Below are 14,401 nucleotides of genomic sequence, written 5' to 3' on the forward strand. Positions count from 1 at the left end.
AGATACGAATCGGTCGAGGGCTTATCCTACAAATCAATCATCTCTTTCGAGATGCAACTCTCTTTCTCTCATTTCTGATCTAATTTTGAAGGTGTAATTGGAAAGATCAATCCTCTTTGCTTAGAAAAGAGAGTCTTATGGGTGACCTAAGACATGCTTTACCCACGCACTTTCAGCCAAATATATATGCGTCTGGTGATGATGGCGGAGGGGATCCACTCGTTCCCATCCCGAACACGACCGTTAAGCCCTCCAGCGCCGATGGTACTTGGACCGCAGGGTCCTGGAAGAGTAGGACGTCGCCAGGCATATACATAAAGAAAAAGCATCTAGCTTATCCAATTGGACTAGATGCTTCTTTTTTTGTTATCTCAAACAACTTGGGCTAAATGATTTTGTGATGCGAAAGCGTAACTCTTTTTATGGTTTAAGCCCTTAGGTATTACAGCTTCATCTAATAGAAAGTGTTTTATCTCTAGCTAGGCTAGGTGCTTGTGAATGAGGAATCTACCTGCTTGAAGAGTCGGGATCGCTAGTGGATACAATTATGGTTAATACCAATACCTAGAGGGTGTTTTTCTAATATCGTTATGCAAGAATAGTTATACAAAAGTATTTACAATTTGGTTTACTCCATAGCGAGAACAACATTGCCTGTTGCTGAGCACCCTTGACTATATCCGTTTTGGCATTTCAAAACGAGTAGGTACTCACCTGGACCTTTTGGCTCCATTCCGTGTGCTGTCTCCCCTTTTCTCAGATAACCTGTTTTAACTACTTTCCCATTTTTCACGATCTCATATTGAATATAGTAACGGGTATCTTGACTAGCCTGTACGTCCCAACCAAAGTAGGTGTACTTATCAAGATTATATGTTTGAGAGAACACTATACGATCCTGCTTGCCAAGCATCATTTCTTCACTGGCATGAGCCGTTTGCGATAGTAGGAGGAGAGAACCTAATGTTGCCATAATTACTTTTTTCATTTTACATTCCTTCTTTCTGATTAGGTTGTTTCGTATCATTCCATTTAGCGTGTCGGTTTGTAAAGATATCTAAATAGCTGGAAAGAAACCTTCTCGAATATACCATATGTTAAAAAACTGTGTCTATAAATTATTTTAAATTATCCATCAATTATTGTTTAAAACAGGGCGTCTAGTCTGGTGAATCAAATGAATTAGACTGTGATCGTAATAGTAAAAAGTAGAAGATGTGAAAGGTAGACTTATGTTGAAAATTTCTAGCAATACTAAACAATAAAGGGATGAGCTAAATTAGGTTGTAGGAAATGGAGAGTCTGGTCGATTATTGCATGTTATTGATTTGCTTAGCGTAGCAACCCATAGCATAGGGCTTTCTTGGTACAATGTCTGAGTGTTCTTTGCGATTTTGCAACTGCTCGCCCTAGCGAAGAGCGTGAAAACGGACACATTCACTTGATCGGTATTTAAGCAGTGTTTGAATAGACGATCCTGCCTTCGATTACCCAATAATTAATAGGGTTGAATCGAACTAACTACTGAACTATCACGTTTTTTCCCAAAAAGAAATCTACTTTTTTTAGATACATTATGTCAACAAGTTAGACACTATTTTCGCCTTTTGCTATAATCATTATTAATGATTCAAAACAATATATAAAATCATTCTATTGGTTCTAGTTTGTCATTAATGTTTTTTGATTTTGTTGTTGAGAATCAGGTTACACGCATAGTTTGTTAGAAGTATAGGCTATTTGGGCTAGGGGGGCTTTTGCATGGAGTTAGAGGCTAGTTTTCTAACGATTGCTTGGTTTATTGCACTTGGGATATTTCTACCTGTAGTAGCATTGACAGTTGGGAAGTGGATAAGACCGAATAAACCATCTTCTCGCAAAGCAATCACGTACGAAAGTGGTGTAGACCCAACAGGAGAGGGATGGGTGCAGTTCCATGTTCGTTATTATTTGTTTGCTCTTCTCTTTGTTATTTTCGATGTGGAGACTATTTTTCTCTATCCATGGGCAGTCGCATATGACTCCTTACGGGCTACATTAGGTGTATGGGTTTTGTATGAAATGCTTATCTTTATAGGGCTTTTGGTATTAGGCCTCGCCTACGCTTGGAAAAAGAAGGTGTTGAAATGGGAGTAAATTTTGAGGATTTTTCTCCATTCGAGGAACAAGAGCTACAGCGAAATGTACTCACTACGAATCTAGAGCAAATGAAATCCCTCATTCGTAGCAATTCATTGTGGCCGCTAACATTTGGACTTGCTTGCTGTGCAATTGAAATGATGGGGACAGGTGGCTCTCACTATGATCTGGACCGCTTTGGAGTGATTTTCCGTGCTTCTCCTCGTCAGTCAGATGTGATGATTGTAGCAGGTACGGTGACAAAGAAAATGGCACCGCTTTTACGTAGATTATATGATCAAATGCCGGAGCCTAAATGGGTTATCGCGATGGGTTCATGTGCGACAGCAGGCGGACCTTATATTAAGTCATACTCGGTAGTAAAAGGTGTCGACCAAATTGTGCCTGTTGATGTGTATATACCTGGTTGTCCCCCTAATCCAGCCGCATTAATATATGGAATCCACAAATTACAAGAAAAGATTCGCTATGAAGCGAAGCACGGAAAGCGAGTGACAATCCGTGAGTGATCAAGAAAAAGAACAAGAAAAAGAGCTCACTACAGAAACAAAGGCTGCTAATGTGATGAGTGAAGAAACTGTAGAGATTAAATCAGCAAGTAAAGAGCAAGATGTTCAAAAGCCAGATGCTCTATCTCAAGAATTAAAGGATGAGGGATCTGTAAAGAATGAATCAGCAAGTGAAGAGCAAGGTATTCAAAAGCCAGATGCCCCGCCGTCTCAAGAGGTGACGGATGAGGGATCTGTAAAGAATGATTCAGTAAGTACAGGAGTGGACGTAGAGAACACAGTAACGAAGCCTCAGGCGGCATCTGTTCCCCCTAAGAAACCAGCGGCTACACCACGTCCAGCGGCGAAGAAACCAGTGGAGGAGAAGCCCTTAGAGCCTTCTCGCAAGCAACCTTGGTTGGATAAGTTTGTGGTCAAGCTAAAGGATCTGGAAGGATCAGAGTATTTAGAGGATGCTTTTATTAATCGAGCGAATAGTGATTTGCCAACGCTAGTCGTCAAAAGTGAGTGGTGGCGTTATCTTGCTCTATATTTACGGAATCATCCGGATTGTCAGTTTCATTATGTACAGAACTTTTCATCTGTGGATTATGAAACCCATTTGGAAGTGGTCGTACATCTCTTTTCATTTCCATATAAAGAACGTCTAGGAGTGCGAGTGAAAGTAGATCGAACAGAAGCAAAAGTAGATTCAGTGGCTGATATCTGGGCTGCAGCCAATTGGAATGAACGAGAAGCGTATGATTTGATGGGAATCACATTTGAGGGACATCCAGATTTGCGCAGAATTATGTTGACGGATCAGTGGGTAGGGCATCCGCTGCGTAAAGATTATGTTCCGTATGATGAGGGGGTGTGAGCATGCTACGTACAGAGGAAATGTTGTTAAATATGGGTCCACAGCACCCTAGTACCCACGGTGTTTTACGTCTGGTCATCAAAATTGATGGAGAGATTATCCGTGAGGTTGATCCAGTGATAGGTTATCTGCATCGTGGGACAGAAAAGTTAGCTGAGGATTTAACGTACACACAGATCATCCCCTATACAGATCGCCTCGACTATGTATCGGCGATGACAAATAACTATGCGGTGGTTCATGCGACGGAGAAGTTGATGGGTCTTGAAATCCCAGAGCGTGCTGAGTATCTCCGGATGATTACGATGGAACTAAATCGGGTTGCGAGCCACTTAGTTTGGGTGGGGACCTATCTACTTGATTTAGGTGCCATGAGTCCATTCCTTTACTGCTTTCAGGATCGTGAAACCATCTTGAACCTATTTAATGAGCTTTGTGGTGCACGTTTAACATATAACTACATGCGCGTGGGTGGGGTGAAGTGGGATGCCCCAGATGGATGGCTTCAGAAAGTGGAAGAATTTGTCCTCTATATGCAAAAGGAATTGGCTACTTATCATGACCTGATCTCAGGCAATGATATTTTCCTTCAGCGGACGAGGGGGATTGGGATTTATACAAAGGAGCAGGCTCTCTCCTATGCGTTATCAGGAAGTAATCTTCGTGTGACAGGAGTTCCTTGGGATTTAAGGCAACATCAGTCGTATTCGTTGTATCATCAGTTTCAGTTTGAGATTCCGATTGGCGAAAAGGGAGATGTATTAGATAAATATCATCTTCGAATGCAGGAGATAGCTGAATCATTAAAAATTGTGAAGCAAGTTCTTGGTGTGATTAAAGAAGGACCGATCATGGGGAAAGTGCCGAAAGTACTACGTGTTCCAGAAGGGGAGTTTTATACAGGTGTAGAGTCCCCACGGGGAGAGTTAGGCTGTCACATCGTTAGCAATGGAAAAAACAAGCCGTGGCGTTTGAAATTCCGTCGCCCATCCTTTTACAACCTTCAAATCTTGCCAGATTTGCTAAAGGGAGAGAATATTTCAAACTTGGTTGCGATTTTAGGTGGGATTGATATTATTCTGGGAGAGGTTGATGGGTAATGGATGTATTCTTCTATCTCGGTCCGATCATCTTAATGCTTCTATTACTAGGTTTTGTGACATATGCCATTTTGTTTGAGCGGAAAGTCATCGGATGGATTCAAAATCGACCTGGTCCAAACCAAGTCGGTCCATGGGGATTATTTCAAACCATTGCAGACGTATTAAAGCTATTGCTAAAAGAAGATGTAGTACCAGGGAAAGCAGATCGCTCCTTGTTCAAATTAGCACCGATTATTGCGTTTGTACCGGCATTTGCTATATTGGCAGTGATTCCATTTACAGAAACATGGCAGTTTGGCGATTTTGCGGTGGGGCTTTTATATTACATCGCGATCTCTAGTATTACGATTATCGGGATTTTGACAGGGGCTTGGGCTTCTAATAATAAATATTCTCTACTCGGTGGGATGCGCTCAGCTGCACAGATGATTAGCTATGAGATTCCACTTGTGCTTTCAGTGGTCGGAATTGTGATGACAACGGGGTCTCTCGATCTAAACGATATTGTCCTAGCGCAGAAAAAAGTTTGGTTTATCGTTCCGCAATTTTTAGCGTTTCTGATCTTTCTGATCGCTTCATTGGCAGAGCTAAATCGAACCCCCTTTGATTTGCCAGAAGCAGAGTCAGAGTTAGTAGCTGGGTATCACGTGGAATATACAGGCTTTCGTTTTGCTTTTTTTATGCTCGCGGAGTATGTGTACGTTTTTGCGATGGCATCGCTTACCACGTGTCTCTTTTTAGGCGGCTGGCTTCCATTGTTTGGATTGACGATGATTCCTGGGATCTTGTGGTTCCTACTAAAGTTCTCGCTAGTGGTATTTTCGTTATTTTGGATTCGGGCAACAATGCCGCGACTACGTGTAGACCAACTCATGCAGTTTGCTTGGAAAGTGCTACTTCCATTATCGCTTCTCAATATTTTCTTAACAGCGATTTTTAAAGAAATACCCGTTCTTTCTTCATTCTATTGATTTGATTGAGACAAGGTAGGTGGAACAGAATGTTTGGATTGGTAAAAGGGCTTGGTGTAACTCTGAAAAACATGACGAAGCCGAAAGTTACCTATAATTACCCTGCGGAACCCATTCCCGTTCCAGATCGATTTCGAGGGATTCAGCACTTTGATGCGGAGAAATGCATCGTTTGTAATCAATGTGCGTTGGTTTGTCCAACCGATTGTATTACGCTCACAGGAAAGAGAAATCCAGATCCTGAGAAAAAAGGAAAAGTAATTGAAATCTACGATATAAATTTTGAAATTTGTATTTTGTGCGACTTGTGTACAGAAGTTTGTCCCACAGAAGCGATTGTGATGACCAATAACTTTGAATTAGCGACTTATAGCCGCGATGATCTATTCAAGAATATGCAGTGGCTTCATGATAACAATCAAAATATTCGTCAAGAAAACATGTCTAGCAAACCGCCTGGTGCTGCAGGGGGGGCGAAGTAATGGAGATTACGGGCGAATTTATTGCGTTTTTTATTCTATCTGTTTTAGCGATTTGCGGAGCCGTCTTTATGATCTTCTTCACAAACGTTGTTCATATGGGAGTATCGATGGCATTTACCTTCCTCAGTATTGCGGGCATCTACTTTTTACTAAACGCTGATTTCCTTGCTGTTATTCAAATTATGGTGTACACCGGTGCTATTTCCATTTTGATGTTATTTGGAATTATGATGACGAGACATAAAGAGACGGAAGAGAAGTTAAATCGTCCGATTCATTATTGGCTAAGTATAGCAGGTGCTGGCGTTTTACTAGTGAGTTTGGTCTTGTTATCACGGGGAGCTACATTTGTCTCGGACTCTGTTGATACGAAAGGATACGGGATTGCGAAGATCGGTGAACTGTTCTTTGGGACGTATATGATTCCATTTGAGCTTGCTTCGATCTTACTACTGGTTGCTCTGATTGGATCGATCATCATGGCTAAGAAAGAGGGGCAGGAGTAATGTTAATAGCTTCTTATCTAGCGCTGGCAGCCATCTTATTTGTCATTGGACTGATTGGCGTGTTAACCAAACGGAATGCAGTGATCGTGCTGTTCTCACTGGAATTAATGCTAAATGCCGCCAATATCAATTTCGTGACATTTTCAAAAATGGGTCTCGTGCCTAATTTGAATGGGCAAGTATTTGCGTTATTTAATGTGGTGGTTGCTGCGGCAGAAGCGGCGGTGGGTCTGGCTATTTTGTTTGCTATTTATCGTAATCGAGAAACAATCGATGCGGAGAAACTTAATTTGTTGAAGGGATAGAGGTGGTATGAAGCATGATGTTTACATGGGCATGGGTTTACCCTCTTTTTCCATTGATTGCGTTCGTTCTTCTCATTGCCTTACGTGATGTAATGAAGAAAAAGCTTGCAGTTATAGTAAGCTTGATTGGGATTGGCGTTTCATTCGGTTTTGCTGTCTATCTAACGTGGATGGGAATTTTTCAACAAAGTGTGATTCAAACCACAAAGTACCAGTGGTTTTCGATAGCAGGCAAACCACTGTACCTTGATTTTATGTTAGAGCCATTAAATATTGTGATGATCTTTTTAGTGTCATTGGTTAGTTTATTGGTACAAATTTATTCAATGGGATATATGAAGGGTGATGCTCGTATTACCACGTTTTATGCATATCTATCTTTGTTTACTAGCTCGATGTTAGGGCTCGTAATCTCAGCTAATTTGCTACAAATTTATTTCTTCTGGGAACTAGTAGGTTTGTGTTCCTTCTTACTAGTAGGATTTTGGTATTTTAAACCGGAAGCAAAGGAAGCGGCGAAAAAGGCGTTTATCATTACGAGAATTGGTGACATTGGTTTGTTGATCGCGATCTTTATGATCTTTCAAAAAGTAGGCAGTTTTGATCTACGAGTGATTCAACATGCGGTTGACTCAGGTGTATTGACGGGTGGAGCATTAACCACTGTGGCGATTCTCATCTTCGTGGGGGCCGTGGGGAAATCGGGCCAGTTTCCTTTACATACTTGGTTGCCTGATGCGATGGAAGGGCCGACCCCAGTAAGTGCTCTCATCCATGCGGCTACAATGGTTGCGGCAGGAGTTTACTTAGTAGGGAATCTATTCTTCTTGTTTGAGGGTTCCGAGGTGGCTCTTACAACTGTGGCCTATATCGGTGGATTTACAGCTTTATTTGCGGCGACGATCGCGGTTACACAGAACGATATCAAACGGGTTCTCGCATACTCGACCGTTAGCCAACTAGGCTTTATGATGCTGGGGATGGGTGTAGGCTCTGTTTATGCAAGTAGCTTTCACCTTCTCATGCATGGATTTTTTAAAGCCCTTCTCTTCTTAGCAGCGGGTGCGGTGATTGTTGCCTTGCACCATGAGCAAGACATACGCAAAATGGGCGGGTTATGGAAGCAATCGAAGTGGCTTAGCATTCCTTTCTTAATTGGATGTTTATCGATCTCTGGAATCCCGCCGTTCTCAGGTTTTTTCTCAAAGGACGAAATCCTGTATGCGATCCAGTTATCAGGTAAGAAAGATTTGCTAGCGATTGGGTTACTCACAACCTTTTTTACAGCTTTTTATATGTTCCGTCTCTTTTATCTGGTGTTTGCCAAGAAATCCCGAGGGGATCAAAAAGTCCATTCGATTTCTAGGAGTATGAAGGTTAGTTTAGCTGTTTTAGCGGTATTTTCGATCGTTGGGGGATTCTTTTCTTTTCCAACGACGAGTGCAAACGCTGAAACGATCACTCAGATAACGAAATTACAGGGTCATGCACCTCTTTGGCTAATCGGCTCTGCTGTAGGCGCTTCCTTGTTAGGAATCCTGTTGGCTACTTTTCTATATGTGTGGAGACAAGGATCAGCTGACGGATTGGCGAAACGACTTTCTTGGCTCTATCAAGTATCGTATCGGAAATATTGGATTGATGAGCTTTACCAGATGATGTTTGTCTCATCATTGAAAGCAGTTGCGTGGTTCTTGAACGGATTTGACCGCTTTGTGGTAGGTGGGATTGTCCGTTTTGTGGGCTGGGGGACGATGTCTATAGGTAGGTTGGGTTCTATGATGCAAAATGGGCAGATTCAAACCTATGTATTGGTAAGTCTCATTGCATTCCTAATTTTGTTTGTTAGTTTGGCGTTCGGGAGGTTGATCGGATGAATGCTCTACAGCACTGGCTCCTGAGTTTTATTGTCTTTGCTCCTTTGATTGGCTTGCTGATATTAGCTGTTTTACCTAATGCGAAAGCGTCTTGGCATCGTACGATTGGTTTACTTAGTATGCTTCCTTCGCTTGCCCTCAGCATCTATCTCTATCAACGATTGAATAGTGGGGCGGACCCTCTTCAATGGAAACAACAACTGGAATGGTTCCACATAGGTGAGATGAAGCTGTTTTACCATTTAGGAGTAGATGGTTTATCGGTTATGATGCTGTTGCTTACTGCGGGGATTACACTATTTGCTGGGATCGCTTCACTATATATTACAACGAAGACGAAACTATATTATTCCTTGATTTTGTTGTTAGAAGTGGGTGTTCTAGGTGTATTTGCTTCCCAAAACCTACTTCTATTCTTCTTGTTTTTTGAAATGACACTGGTTACGTTATTCCTTCTCATCAGTGGTTGGGGTGGTTTGGAAAAGAAAAAAGCATCATACATGTTCCTGCTGTATAACGGGCTTGGCTCTGCTTTTCTCCTTTTCGCCATTATCGGTTTGTTAGCTTTTACAAGTACGCTTGAAGTAGATCAAATCAAAGCTGTTTTTGCACAAGTTGATTTAGGAGGACTTCCTCCAGAAGCTACTACATTTGTATGGGCAATCTTTCTCAGCTTCATGATTGCATTTGCCATTAAATTACCTGTCTTCCCGTTTCACACATGGATGCTAAAAGTTCATGTGGAGGCACCGCCGCCTGTGGTGATGGTTCATGCAGGTGTTCTGCTAAAGATGGGCGCATACGGCATGATTCGTTTCGGGGTGGGATTATTCCCGGCGTTTTTTGCGAAAATCGCAACGGGGCTCATGATTCTAGGTTTAATCGGTATTTTATACGGAGCGGTTCTTGCTTTCTCCCAAAAAGAGTTAAAAAGTGTGATTGCGTATTCAAGTGTTAGTCACATGGGGATTCTCGTAATCGGTTTAGCTTCTTTAACTGAAGCAGGGATGCAAGGGGCGATCTATCAGGCTGTTTCCCACGGGATCATATCGGCGCTACTCTTCTTTCTCATTACCAGTTTAGTAGAGCGTACACGTACGACGGAATTGATTGAATTAGGAGGGCTAGCGAAGCAACTTCCGATTCTATCCGGCTTGTTTATGGTGGGGGCGATGGGATTATTGGGTCTCCCAGGATTGTCAGGCTTTGTGAGTGAATTTATTGCTTTCTTAGGGGTGTATCAAGTAAATCCACAGATTGCGATTATCGGTTCTCTTGGATTTATTATCGCGGCTGCTTACACCTTACGGGCTTTGTTAAAAGTAACCTACGGTCAGGCTGTAACTCGCTTTCAACATTTACAAGATATCCAAGTGAGGGAATGGCTACCGATGTTGTTACTAGTCATTTTATCGATTTGGATGGGGATTGATCCAGACTGGATTGGAAATCAACTTCATCAGACCATTCAGATAGGGGGCTAAGGAGGATGAATAAGGTATTTGCACAGATAGAGTGGTCTCTTTTGACACCTGAAACAACCATTATCGCTGGGATTGTCCTGCTTCTCTTGATGGACTTGCTTCTTCCTGCATCCATATCGCGCAGATGGTTTGGCTTGATTGGTTTAGCTAGTGTTCTGGGGTCCTTAGCGTTTGTAATAAGTCAATTACCGCTAAAACCAGCAGAAATCCTATTTGGAACATACCGCTTAGATCCGATGTCTCTCGTTTTTAAGCTTCTTTTCTTAACATCGACAGCTTTGATCTTGCTTGTTGCGATGGATCGAAAAAAGGCAGATAAGACCGATCGCTATATCGCAGAAGAATATATCTTAATGCTCTCAGCCTTACTAGGTGCGATGTTCTTAGCATCCTCTGTCGATGTTATTACGTTGTTTATTGGATTAGAGTTGCTAAGTATTTCATCTTATATCTTGGTGGGGATGAGAAAGCACGAGCGCCTTGCTACAGAAGCTGCATGGAAATATGTTATATATGGAGGAGTCTCCTCAGCCTTCTTCTTATATGGATACTCGTTTCTCTATGGATTATCGGGGACGACGAATTTGTTTGCTTTGGGGCAAAGACTGGCAGAAGTGGTGCAGAGTACTCAATCGGACCTATTCATTGTAGCAGGGCTTTGTCTGATGCTAGTTGGATTCGCTTTTAAAATTTCGCTAGCTCCCTTTCACATGTGGTCACCAGATGTGTATCAGGGTGCTTCTTCCCCTGTTGCATCGTTCTTAGCGGTCGTATCAAAAGCAGCAGGCATTCTTTTCCTGATTCGCTTTTTATTAATTGCCATGTACCCTCTTCTCCGCTCTGAAGTCTGGGGAGAGAATATGATGTGGGTCTTGGCGATTTTAGCAGCTGTTTCCATGATTGTGGGCAATACTGTTGCCTTGAGACAGCAGAATGTGAAACGGATTCTGGCTTATTCCGGTATTGCTCAAGCGGGCTATCTGTTCATTATATTTCCGAGCTTACAGTCTAACTTAATCTTTGTTAGCGTGAGCTTTTACTTAGTCGTTTATATGCTAATGACGATCGGTGCATTTGCAATCGTACATGTTGTATCGAAAGACACAGGCAATGATGGACTTACTAGTTTTGATGGCTTGTATCGGCGATCTCCAGCACTCGCGATGGCGATGACGCTCTTCTTATTCTCGCTAGCTGGTATACCGCTTACAGCAGGCTTTATTGGGAAAGTAAGTTTGTCAATAAATGCATTTGCTTCAAGCCATTTGTGGTTATTACTGAGTACTTTGTTCGTTACCACTGTCATTTCGTATTATTACTACTTCCGGATTGTACAGCGGATGTTTGTCGGAAAAGCGACTTCGGATCAAAAGGTATCCGTCTCCATTTTTCCAGCTCTCGCCATTCTCTTAGTCGTACTGGGAACCATCGGGTTTGGAATTATGCCAGATATCTTATTAAGTAAGCTAGAAACAGTAAAATGGGGATATGGCCTGATACCGTTAGAGGGGATTCAGCAATTGAAAAATTGATTCTGTTTCGAAAACGATTTGGCGCACCATACAAATTTTTATTTACAAAATTTGTATGGTGCGCCAATTTATTATCCGTTTGCGTCGTAGTTGAAAAAAGATTAAACTAGTAGTTGGTTTTTAAAAAGGAAACTTCGAAATATAGCAAAATTAAGTCAAACGTAGGATTCCTTTGATTCCAATTGGAATTTGCGATAACATAGGTTTATTGCTGGGAGAACAAGACGTGAAAGGAGTGCATAACATGAGCGGAGCGGCATCAATTGGTTTTCAGTCCTTATTATCTATTTTCGTATCGCTCGGTTGTATTGCACTTGCGTGGCGTCTCCTGCTAAATGTCCGGATTGAGGCTATTTTACGAGTGAAACAAGCGTATCAAGTGAAACTGATGATGCTTTTTTTATCCGTTGTACTAGGGCATTTACTAGCACGGTTTATCTTGGATTATTTGACTTGGTCACGTTGGCTTTCTAGCCTTTTACCGACTTAGTATGGGTATAGTTTCGAGATTTCATGTACACAATGGTAGTAAGAAAATTCTGTGTACGTGAGGGGCTTGAGTCATAATGGTCAAGTGGGGAAAGTTTCTGGTTTGGATTGTACTTTGTGTCTTGTTGATGGGAAATACCCAAGCTCAAAATGATTCGATTCAAGAAATCTTGGATCATTACCAGACTACTAGAGCGACTCCATCCTTATTTGTCCTACATCATGGAAGTCGAACCAACCAGCTGTTAACATCCCAAGAGGTGGAAGAACTAGCGAAGCGACTGAATGATCAATTTCATGGAGAAAATCTCCAAACATATAAAAGCGCAGATGGTGTCCGTTACCAAGGCGACCATCTACTTTCACCTTCTTTAAAAGTAGCAATCCGAGTGGTAGATGATAGACCAACACAAACGAAGAAAAAGCCATATGTATCATTGGAACTAAGGGGAACGGGTGCACCCGATGCCCGTTTGAAACAATTTCAAGAGCAATTTCGGCAAATATGCCAAGCGTTTGGGATGACTCCAAGTCTTCACTTTTCGATTCAAGGAGATGTGGATTTAAAGGAAGCTAGCGAATTAAAAAGCTTGATTCAATCTACAACGAAGTCTTTTGGAGCAACTCAAATGGAAGAAATGACAACAGAAAAAACGGTTAGTATCTCCTATTTTATACCGAGATGGGGATCTGGCATTGTTACAAAAGGCGGCGAAATGAATTTACAAGTTTCTGCGCGCTGGAATTACCAGACCAATCGGGCGGTCCTTACAATGGGGACACCGATTATCACCATAGAATATTAGATCAAGCGGAGGGAAGATCATTGGAGAAAATCGTTGTACAGGGTGGCGCTAGACTGAAAGGTAGAGTAAAAGTTCATGGGGCTAAAAATGCAGTATTGCCACTCATCACGGCATCACTTTTAGCATCAAGAGGAAGCGTCCATATTGAAGATGTTCCGTTATTGGAAGATGTAAAAACCATTACCGAAACATTGAACAGTCTAGGAGTAGAAGCAAGTTTAGGAGAGGATTCTGTAACGATTAATGCAGAGAATTTATCGAATACAGCCGCTCCATACGAGTTAGTTCGGAAAATGCGAGCTTCTATCTTAGTGATGGGACCGCTTTTGGCTCGTAAAAAACATGCTAGTATCCCCTTACCTGGTGGTTGCGCGATTGGTTCTCGTCCAATTGATCTTCACCTTAAAGGCTTTGAAGCGATGGGGGTTCAATTTGAAGTTTCCCATGGTTGTGTCGAAGGATTTGTGGCAGATCGCTTAAAAGGTGCGAATATCTATCTAGATTTTCCGAGTGTAGGAGCGACTCAAAATCTCATGATGGCGGCCACATTGGCTGAGGGGCGCACTGTGATCGGAAATGCAGCATGTGAACCAGAAATCGTAGACTTAGCGAACCTTCTCAATGCGATGGGAGCGAGAGTGCGTGGTGCGGGTACGGATGAGATTCGGATTGATGGAGTTGACTTCTTACGTGGCACGGAGCATACCGTTATTCCAGATCGCATTGAAGCTGGCACGTATATGGTTGCTGCAGCAATCACGCGTGGTGATGTATTTGTAGAGGGAGCGATCTCCGAGCACTTAGTACCGCTAATCGCTAAGTTGCGAGAGATGGGAGTAAGTGTGCTAGATGGAGATAACGGCATCCATGTAAGTGCAAAAGGAGATCTGAAGCCAGTTGATGTGAAGACTCTACCATATCCTGGGTTCCCAACCGACTTACAATCGCAGATGATGGCGCTTCAGTTAACTGCAAAAGGAACGAGCATGATTACGGAAACGGTGTTTGAGAATCGCTTCATGCATGTAGAAGAATTTAAGCGTATGAATGCACATATCAAAATCGATGGTCGTTCCTCTGTCATTGAAGGTGGTCACAAACTATCTGGAGCTGAGGTTAAATCAACCGATTTGCGTGCAGGTGCCTCTCTAGTACTCACAGGATTAGTTGCTGATGGAATTACTGAAGTGACTGAGCTAAAGCATATTGATCGTGGTTATGTAGATTTAGTAGGGAAGTTACAAAAACTAGGTGCTACCATCTCCCGAGTAAAAATCGGTGAAGAGGCAGAAACCGTACAACAAGTAACGTTTGCATAAATTTGTTTCTCTTTAAAACA

Annotated in this window: 15 protein-coding genes and 1 rRNA gene; 15 read left to right on the forward strand and 1 reads right to left on the reverse strand. The window is 42.2% G+C overall.

Translation table 11 applies throughout. The features are described 5' to 3' along the window. The first annotated feature begins 191 nt into the window (after positions 1-191). A 5S ribosomal RNA gene (rrf, locus tag J2Z48_RS00005) occupies positions 192-308 on the forward strand. Positions 309-628: 320 nt separating this feature from the next. Here rrf and J2Z48_RS00010 read toward each other — a convergent pair. Next, positions 629-988 (reverse strand): hypothetical protein, encoded by a 360-nt coding sequence (locus J2Z48_RS00010; protein ID WP_307249763.1) that lies wholly within the window; start codon positions 986-988, stop codon positions 629-631. Positions 989-1,761: 773 nt separating this feature from the next. On the opposite strand from J2Z48_RS00010, the gene J2Z48_RS00015 reads away from it, so the two are divergent. The 14 genes from J2Z48_RS00015 (at position 1,762) to murA (ending at position 14,381) form a co-directional block, all read left to right on the forward strand. Then, a complete protein-coding gene (locus J2Z48_RS00015) occupies positions 1,762-2,136 on the forward strand; it encodes an NADH-quinone oxidoreductase subunit A (RefSeq protein WP_307249766.1) in 375 nt (124 codons plus the stop codon). Then, the gene (locus J2Z48_RS00020) at positions 2,127-2,648 is read left to right on the forward strand and encodes a NuoB/complex I 20 kDa subunit family protein (RefSeq protein ID WP_072331468.1); all 522 of its coding nucleotides are present in this window, start codon (positions 2,127-2,129) and stop codon (positions 2,646-2,648) included. The genes J2Z48_RS00015 and J2Z48_RS00020 overlap by 10 nt, the downstream gene beginning before the upstream one ends. Further along, positions 2,641-3,507, forward strand: a complete 867-nt coding sequence (locus J2Z48_RS00025; RefSeq protein WP_307249770.1) for an NADH-quinone oxidoreductase subunit C — start codon at positions 2,641-2,643, stop codon at positions 3,505-3,507. The genes J2Z48_RS00020 and J2Z48_RS00025 overlap by 8 nt, the downstream gene beginning before the upstream one ends. A 2-nt stretch (positions 3,508-3,509) precedes the next feature. Further along, on the forward strand, positions 3,510-4,607 hold the full coding sequence (locus J2Z48_RS00030; RefSeq protein WP_307249773.1) for an NADH-quinone oxidoreductase subunit D: 1,098 nt from the start codon (positions 3,510-3,512) through the stop codon (positions 4,605-4,607). Then, entirely contained in the window at positions 4,607-5,581 is a 975-nt protein-coding gene (nuoH, locus tag J2Z48_RS00035; protein WP_307249775.1) for an NADH-quinone oxidoreductase subunit NuoH, read from the forward strand. The genes J2Z48_RS00030 and nuoH overlap by 1 nt, the downstream gene beginning before the upstream one ends. Before the next feature lie 29 nt (positions 5,582-5,610). Further along, on the forward strand, positions 5,611-6,063 hold the full coding sequence (nuoI, locus tag J2Z48_RS00040; RefSeq protein WP_307249777.1) for an NADH-quinone oxidoreductase subunit NuoI: 453 nt from the start codon (positions 5,611-5,613) through the stop codon (positions 6,061-6,063). Beyond that, positions 6,063-6,569 carry an NADH-quinone oxidoreductase subunit J gene (locus J2Z48_RS00045; RefSeq protein WP_307249780.1) on the forward strand — a complete coding sequence of 169 codons (507 nt, stop codon included), beginning with the start codon at positions 6,063-6,065 and terminating at the stop codon, positions 6,567-6,569. The genes nuoI and J2Z48_RS00045 overlap by 1 nt, the downstream gene beginning before the upstream one ends. Beyond that, a complete protein-coding gene (gene nuoK, locus J2Z48_RS00050; RefSeq protein WP_307249782.1) occupies positions 6,569-6,874 on the forward strand; it encodes an NADH-quinone oxidoreductase subunit NuoK in 306 nt (101 codons plus the stop codon). The genes J2Z48_RS00045 and nuoK overlap by 1 nt, the downstream gene beginning before the upstream one ends. Positions 6,875-6,888: 14 nt before the next feature. Further along, entirely contained in the window at positions 6,889-8,751 is a 1,863-nt protein-coding gene (nuoL, locus tag J2Z48_RS00055; protein WP_442342005.1) for an NADH-quinone oxidoreductase subunit L, read from the forward strand. Then, positions 8,748-10,235 carry a complex I subunit 4 family protein gene (locus J2Z48_RS00060; protein ID WP_307249783.1) on the forward strand — a complete coding sequence of 496 codons (1,488 nt, stop codon included), beginning with the start codon at positions 8,748-8,750 and terminating at the stop codon, positions 10,233-10,235. The genes nuoL and J2Z48_RS00060 overlap by 4 nt, the downstream gene beginning before the upstream one ends. Before the next feature lie 5 nt (positions 10,236-10,240). Next, the gene (locus J2Z48_RS00065) at positions 10,241-11,767 is read left to right on the forward strand and encodes an NADH-quinone oxidoreductase subunit N (RefSeq protein WP_307249786.1); all 1,527 of its coding nucleotides are present in this window, start codon (positions 10,241-10,243) and stop codon (positions 11,765-11,767) included. Between the two features lie 244 nt (positions 11,768-12,011). Beyond that, positions 12,012-12,257 carry a DUF1146 domain-containing protein gene (locus tag J2Z48_RS00070; RefSeq protein ID WP_307249788.1) on the forward strand — a complete coding sequence of 82 codons (246 nt, stop codon included), beginning with the start codon at positions 12,012-12,014 and terminating at the stop codon, positions 12,255-12,257. Between the two features lie 76 nt (positions 12,258-12,333). After that, positions 12,334-13,062, forward strand: coding sequence for a YwmB family TATA-box binding protein (locus J2Z48_RS00075; protein ID WP_307249790.1), 729 nt, complete (start codon positions 12,334-12,336; stop codon positions 13,060-13,062). Positions 13,063-13,082: 20 nt separating this feature from the next. Further along, entirely contained in the window at positions 13,083-14,381 is a 1,299-nt protein-coding gene (murA, locus tag J2Z48_RS00080) for a UDP-N-acetylglucosamine 1-carboxyvinyltransferase (protein WP_307249792.1), read from the forward strand. Positions 14,382-14,401 lie beyond the last annotated feature (20 nt).

The sequence above is a fragment of the Croceifilum oryzae genome (assembly GCF_030814315.1).
Taxonomy (GTDB): domain Bacteria; phylum Bacillota; class Bacilli; order Thermoactinomycetales; family Thermoactinomycetaceae; genus Baia; species Baia oryzae.

Coding starts and splice junctions, on each gene's coding strand:
- J2Z48_RS00010 (WP_307249763.1), bottom strand. CDS start 988: ATGAAAAAAGTAATTATGGCAACATTAGGTTCTCTCCTCCTACTATCG.
- J2Z48_RS00020 (WP_072331468.1), top strand. CDS start 2,127: ATGGGAGTAAATTTTGAGGATTTTTCTCCATTCGAGGAACAAGAGCTA.
- J2Z48_RS00030 (WP_307249773.1), top strand. CDS start 3,510: ATGCTACGTACAGAGGAAATGTTGTTAAATATGGGTCCACAGCACCCT.
- nuoL (WP_442342005.1), top strand. CDS start 6,889: ATGATGTTTACATGGGCATGGGTTTACCCTCTTTTTCCATTGATTGCG.
- J2Z48_RS00065 (WP_307249786.1), top strand. CDS start 10,241: ATGAATAAGGTATTTGCACAGATAGAGTGGTCTCTTTTGACACCTGAA.
- J2Z48_RS00075 (WP_307249790.1), top strand. CDS start 12,334: ATGGTCAAGTGGGGAAAGTTTCTGGTTTGGATTGTACTTTGTGTCTTG.
- nuoH (WP_307249775.1), top strand. CDS start 4,607: ATGGATGTATTCTTCTATCTCGGTCCGATCATCTTAATGCTTCTATTA.
- nuoI (WP_307249777.1), top strand. CDS start 5,611: ATGTTTGGATTGGTAAAAGGGCTTGGTGTAACTCTGAAAAACATGACG.
- J2Z48_RS00070 (WP_307249788.1), top strand. CDS start 12,012: ATGAGCGGAGCGGCATCAATTGGTTTTCAGTCCTTATTATCTATTTTC.
- nuoK (WP_307249782.1), top strand. CDS start 6,569: ATGTTAATAGCTTCTTATCTAGCGCTGGCAGCCATCTTATTTGTCATT.
- J2Z48_RS00060 (WP_307249783.1), top strand. CDS start 8,748: ATGAATGCTCTACAGCACTGGCTCCTGAGTTTTATTGTCTTTGCTCCT.
- J2Z48_RS00015 (WP_307249766.1), top strand. CDS start 1,762: ATGGAGTTAGAGGCTAGTTTTCTAACGATTGCTTGGTTTATTGCACTT.
- J2Z48_RS00045 (WP_307249780.1), top strand. CDS start 6,063: ATGGAGATTACGGGCGAATTTATTGCGTTTTTTATTCTATCTGTTTTA.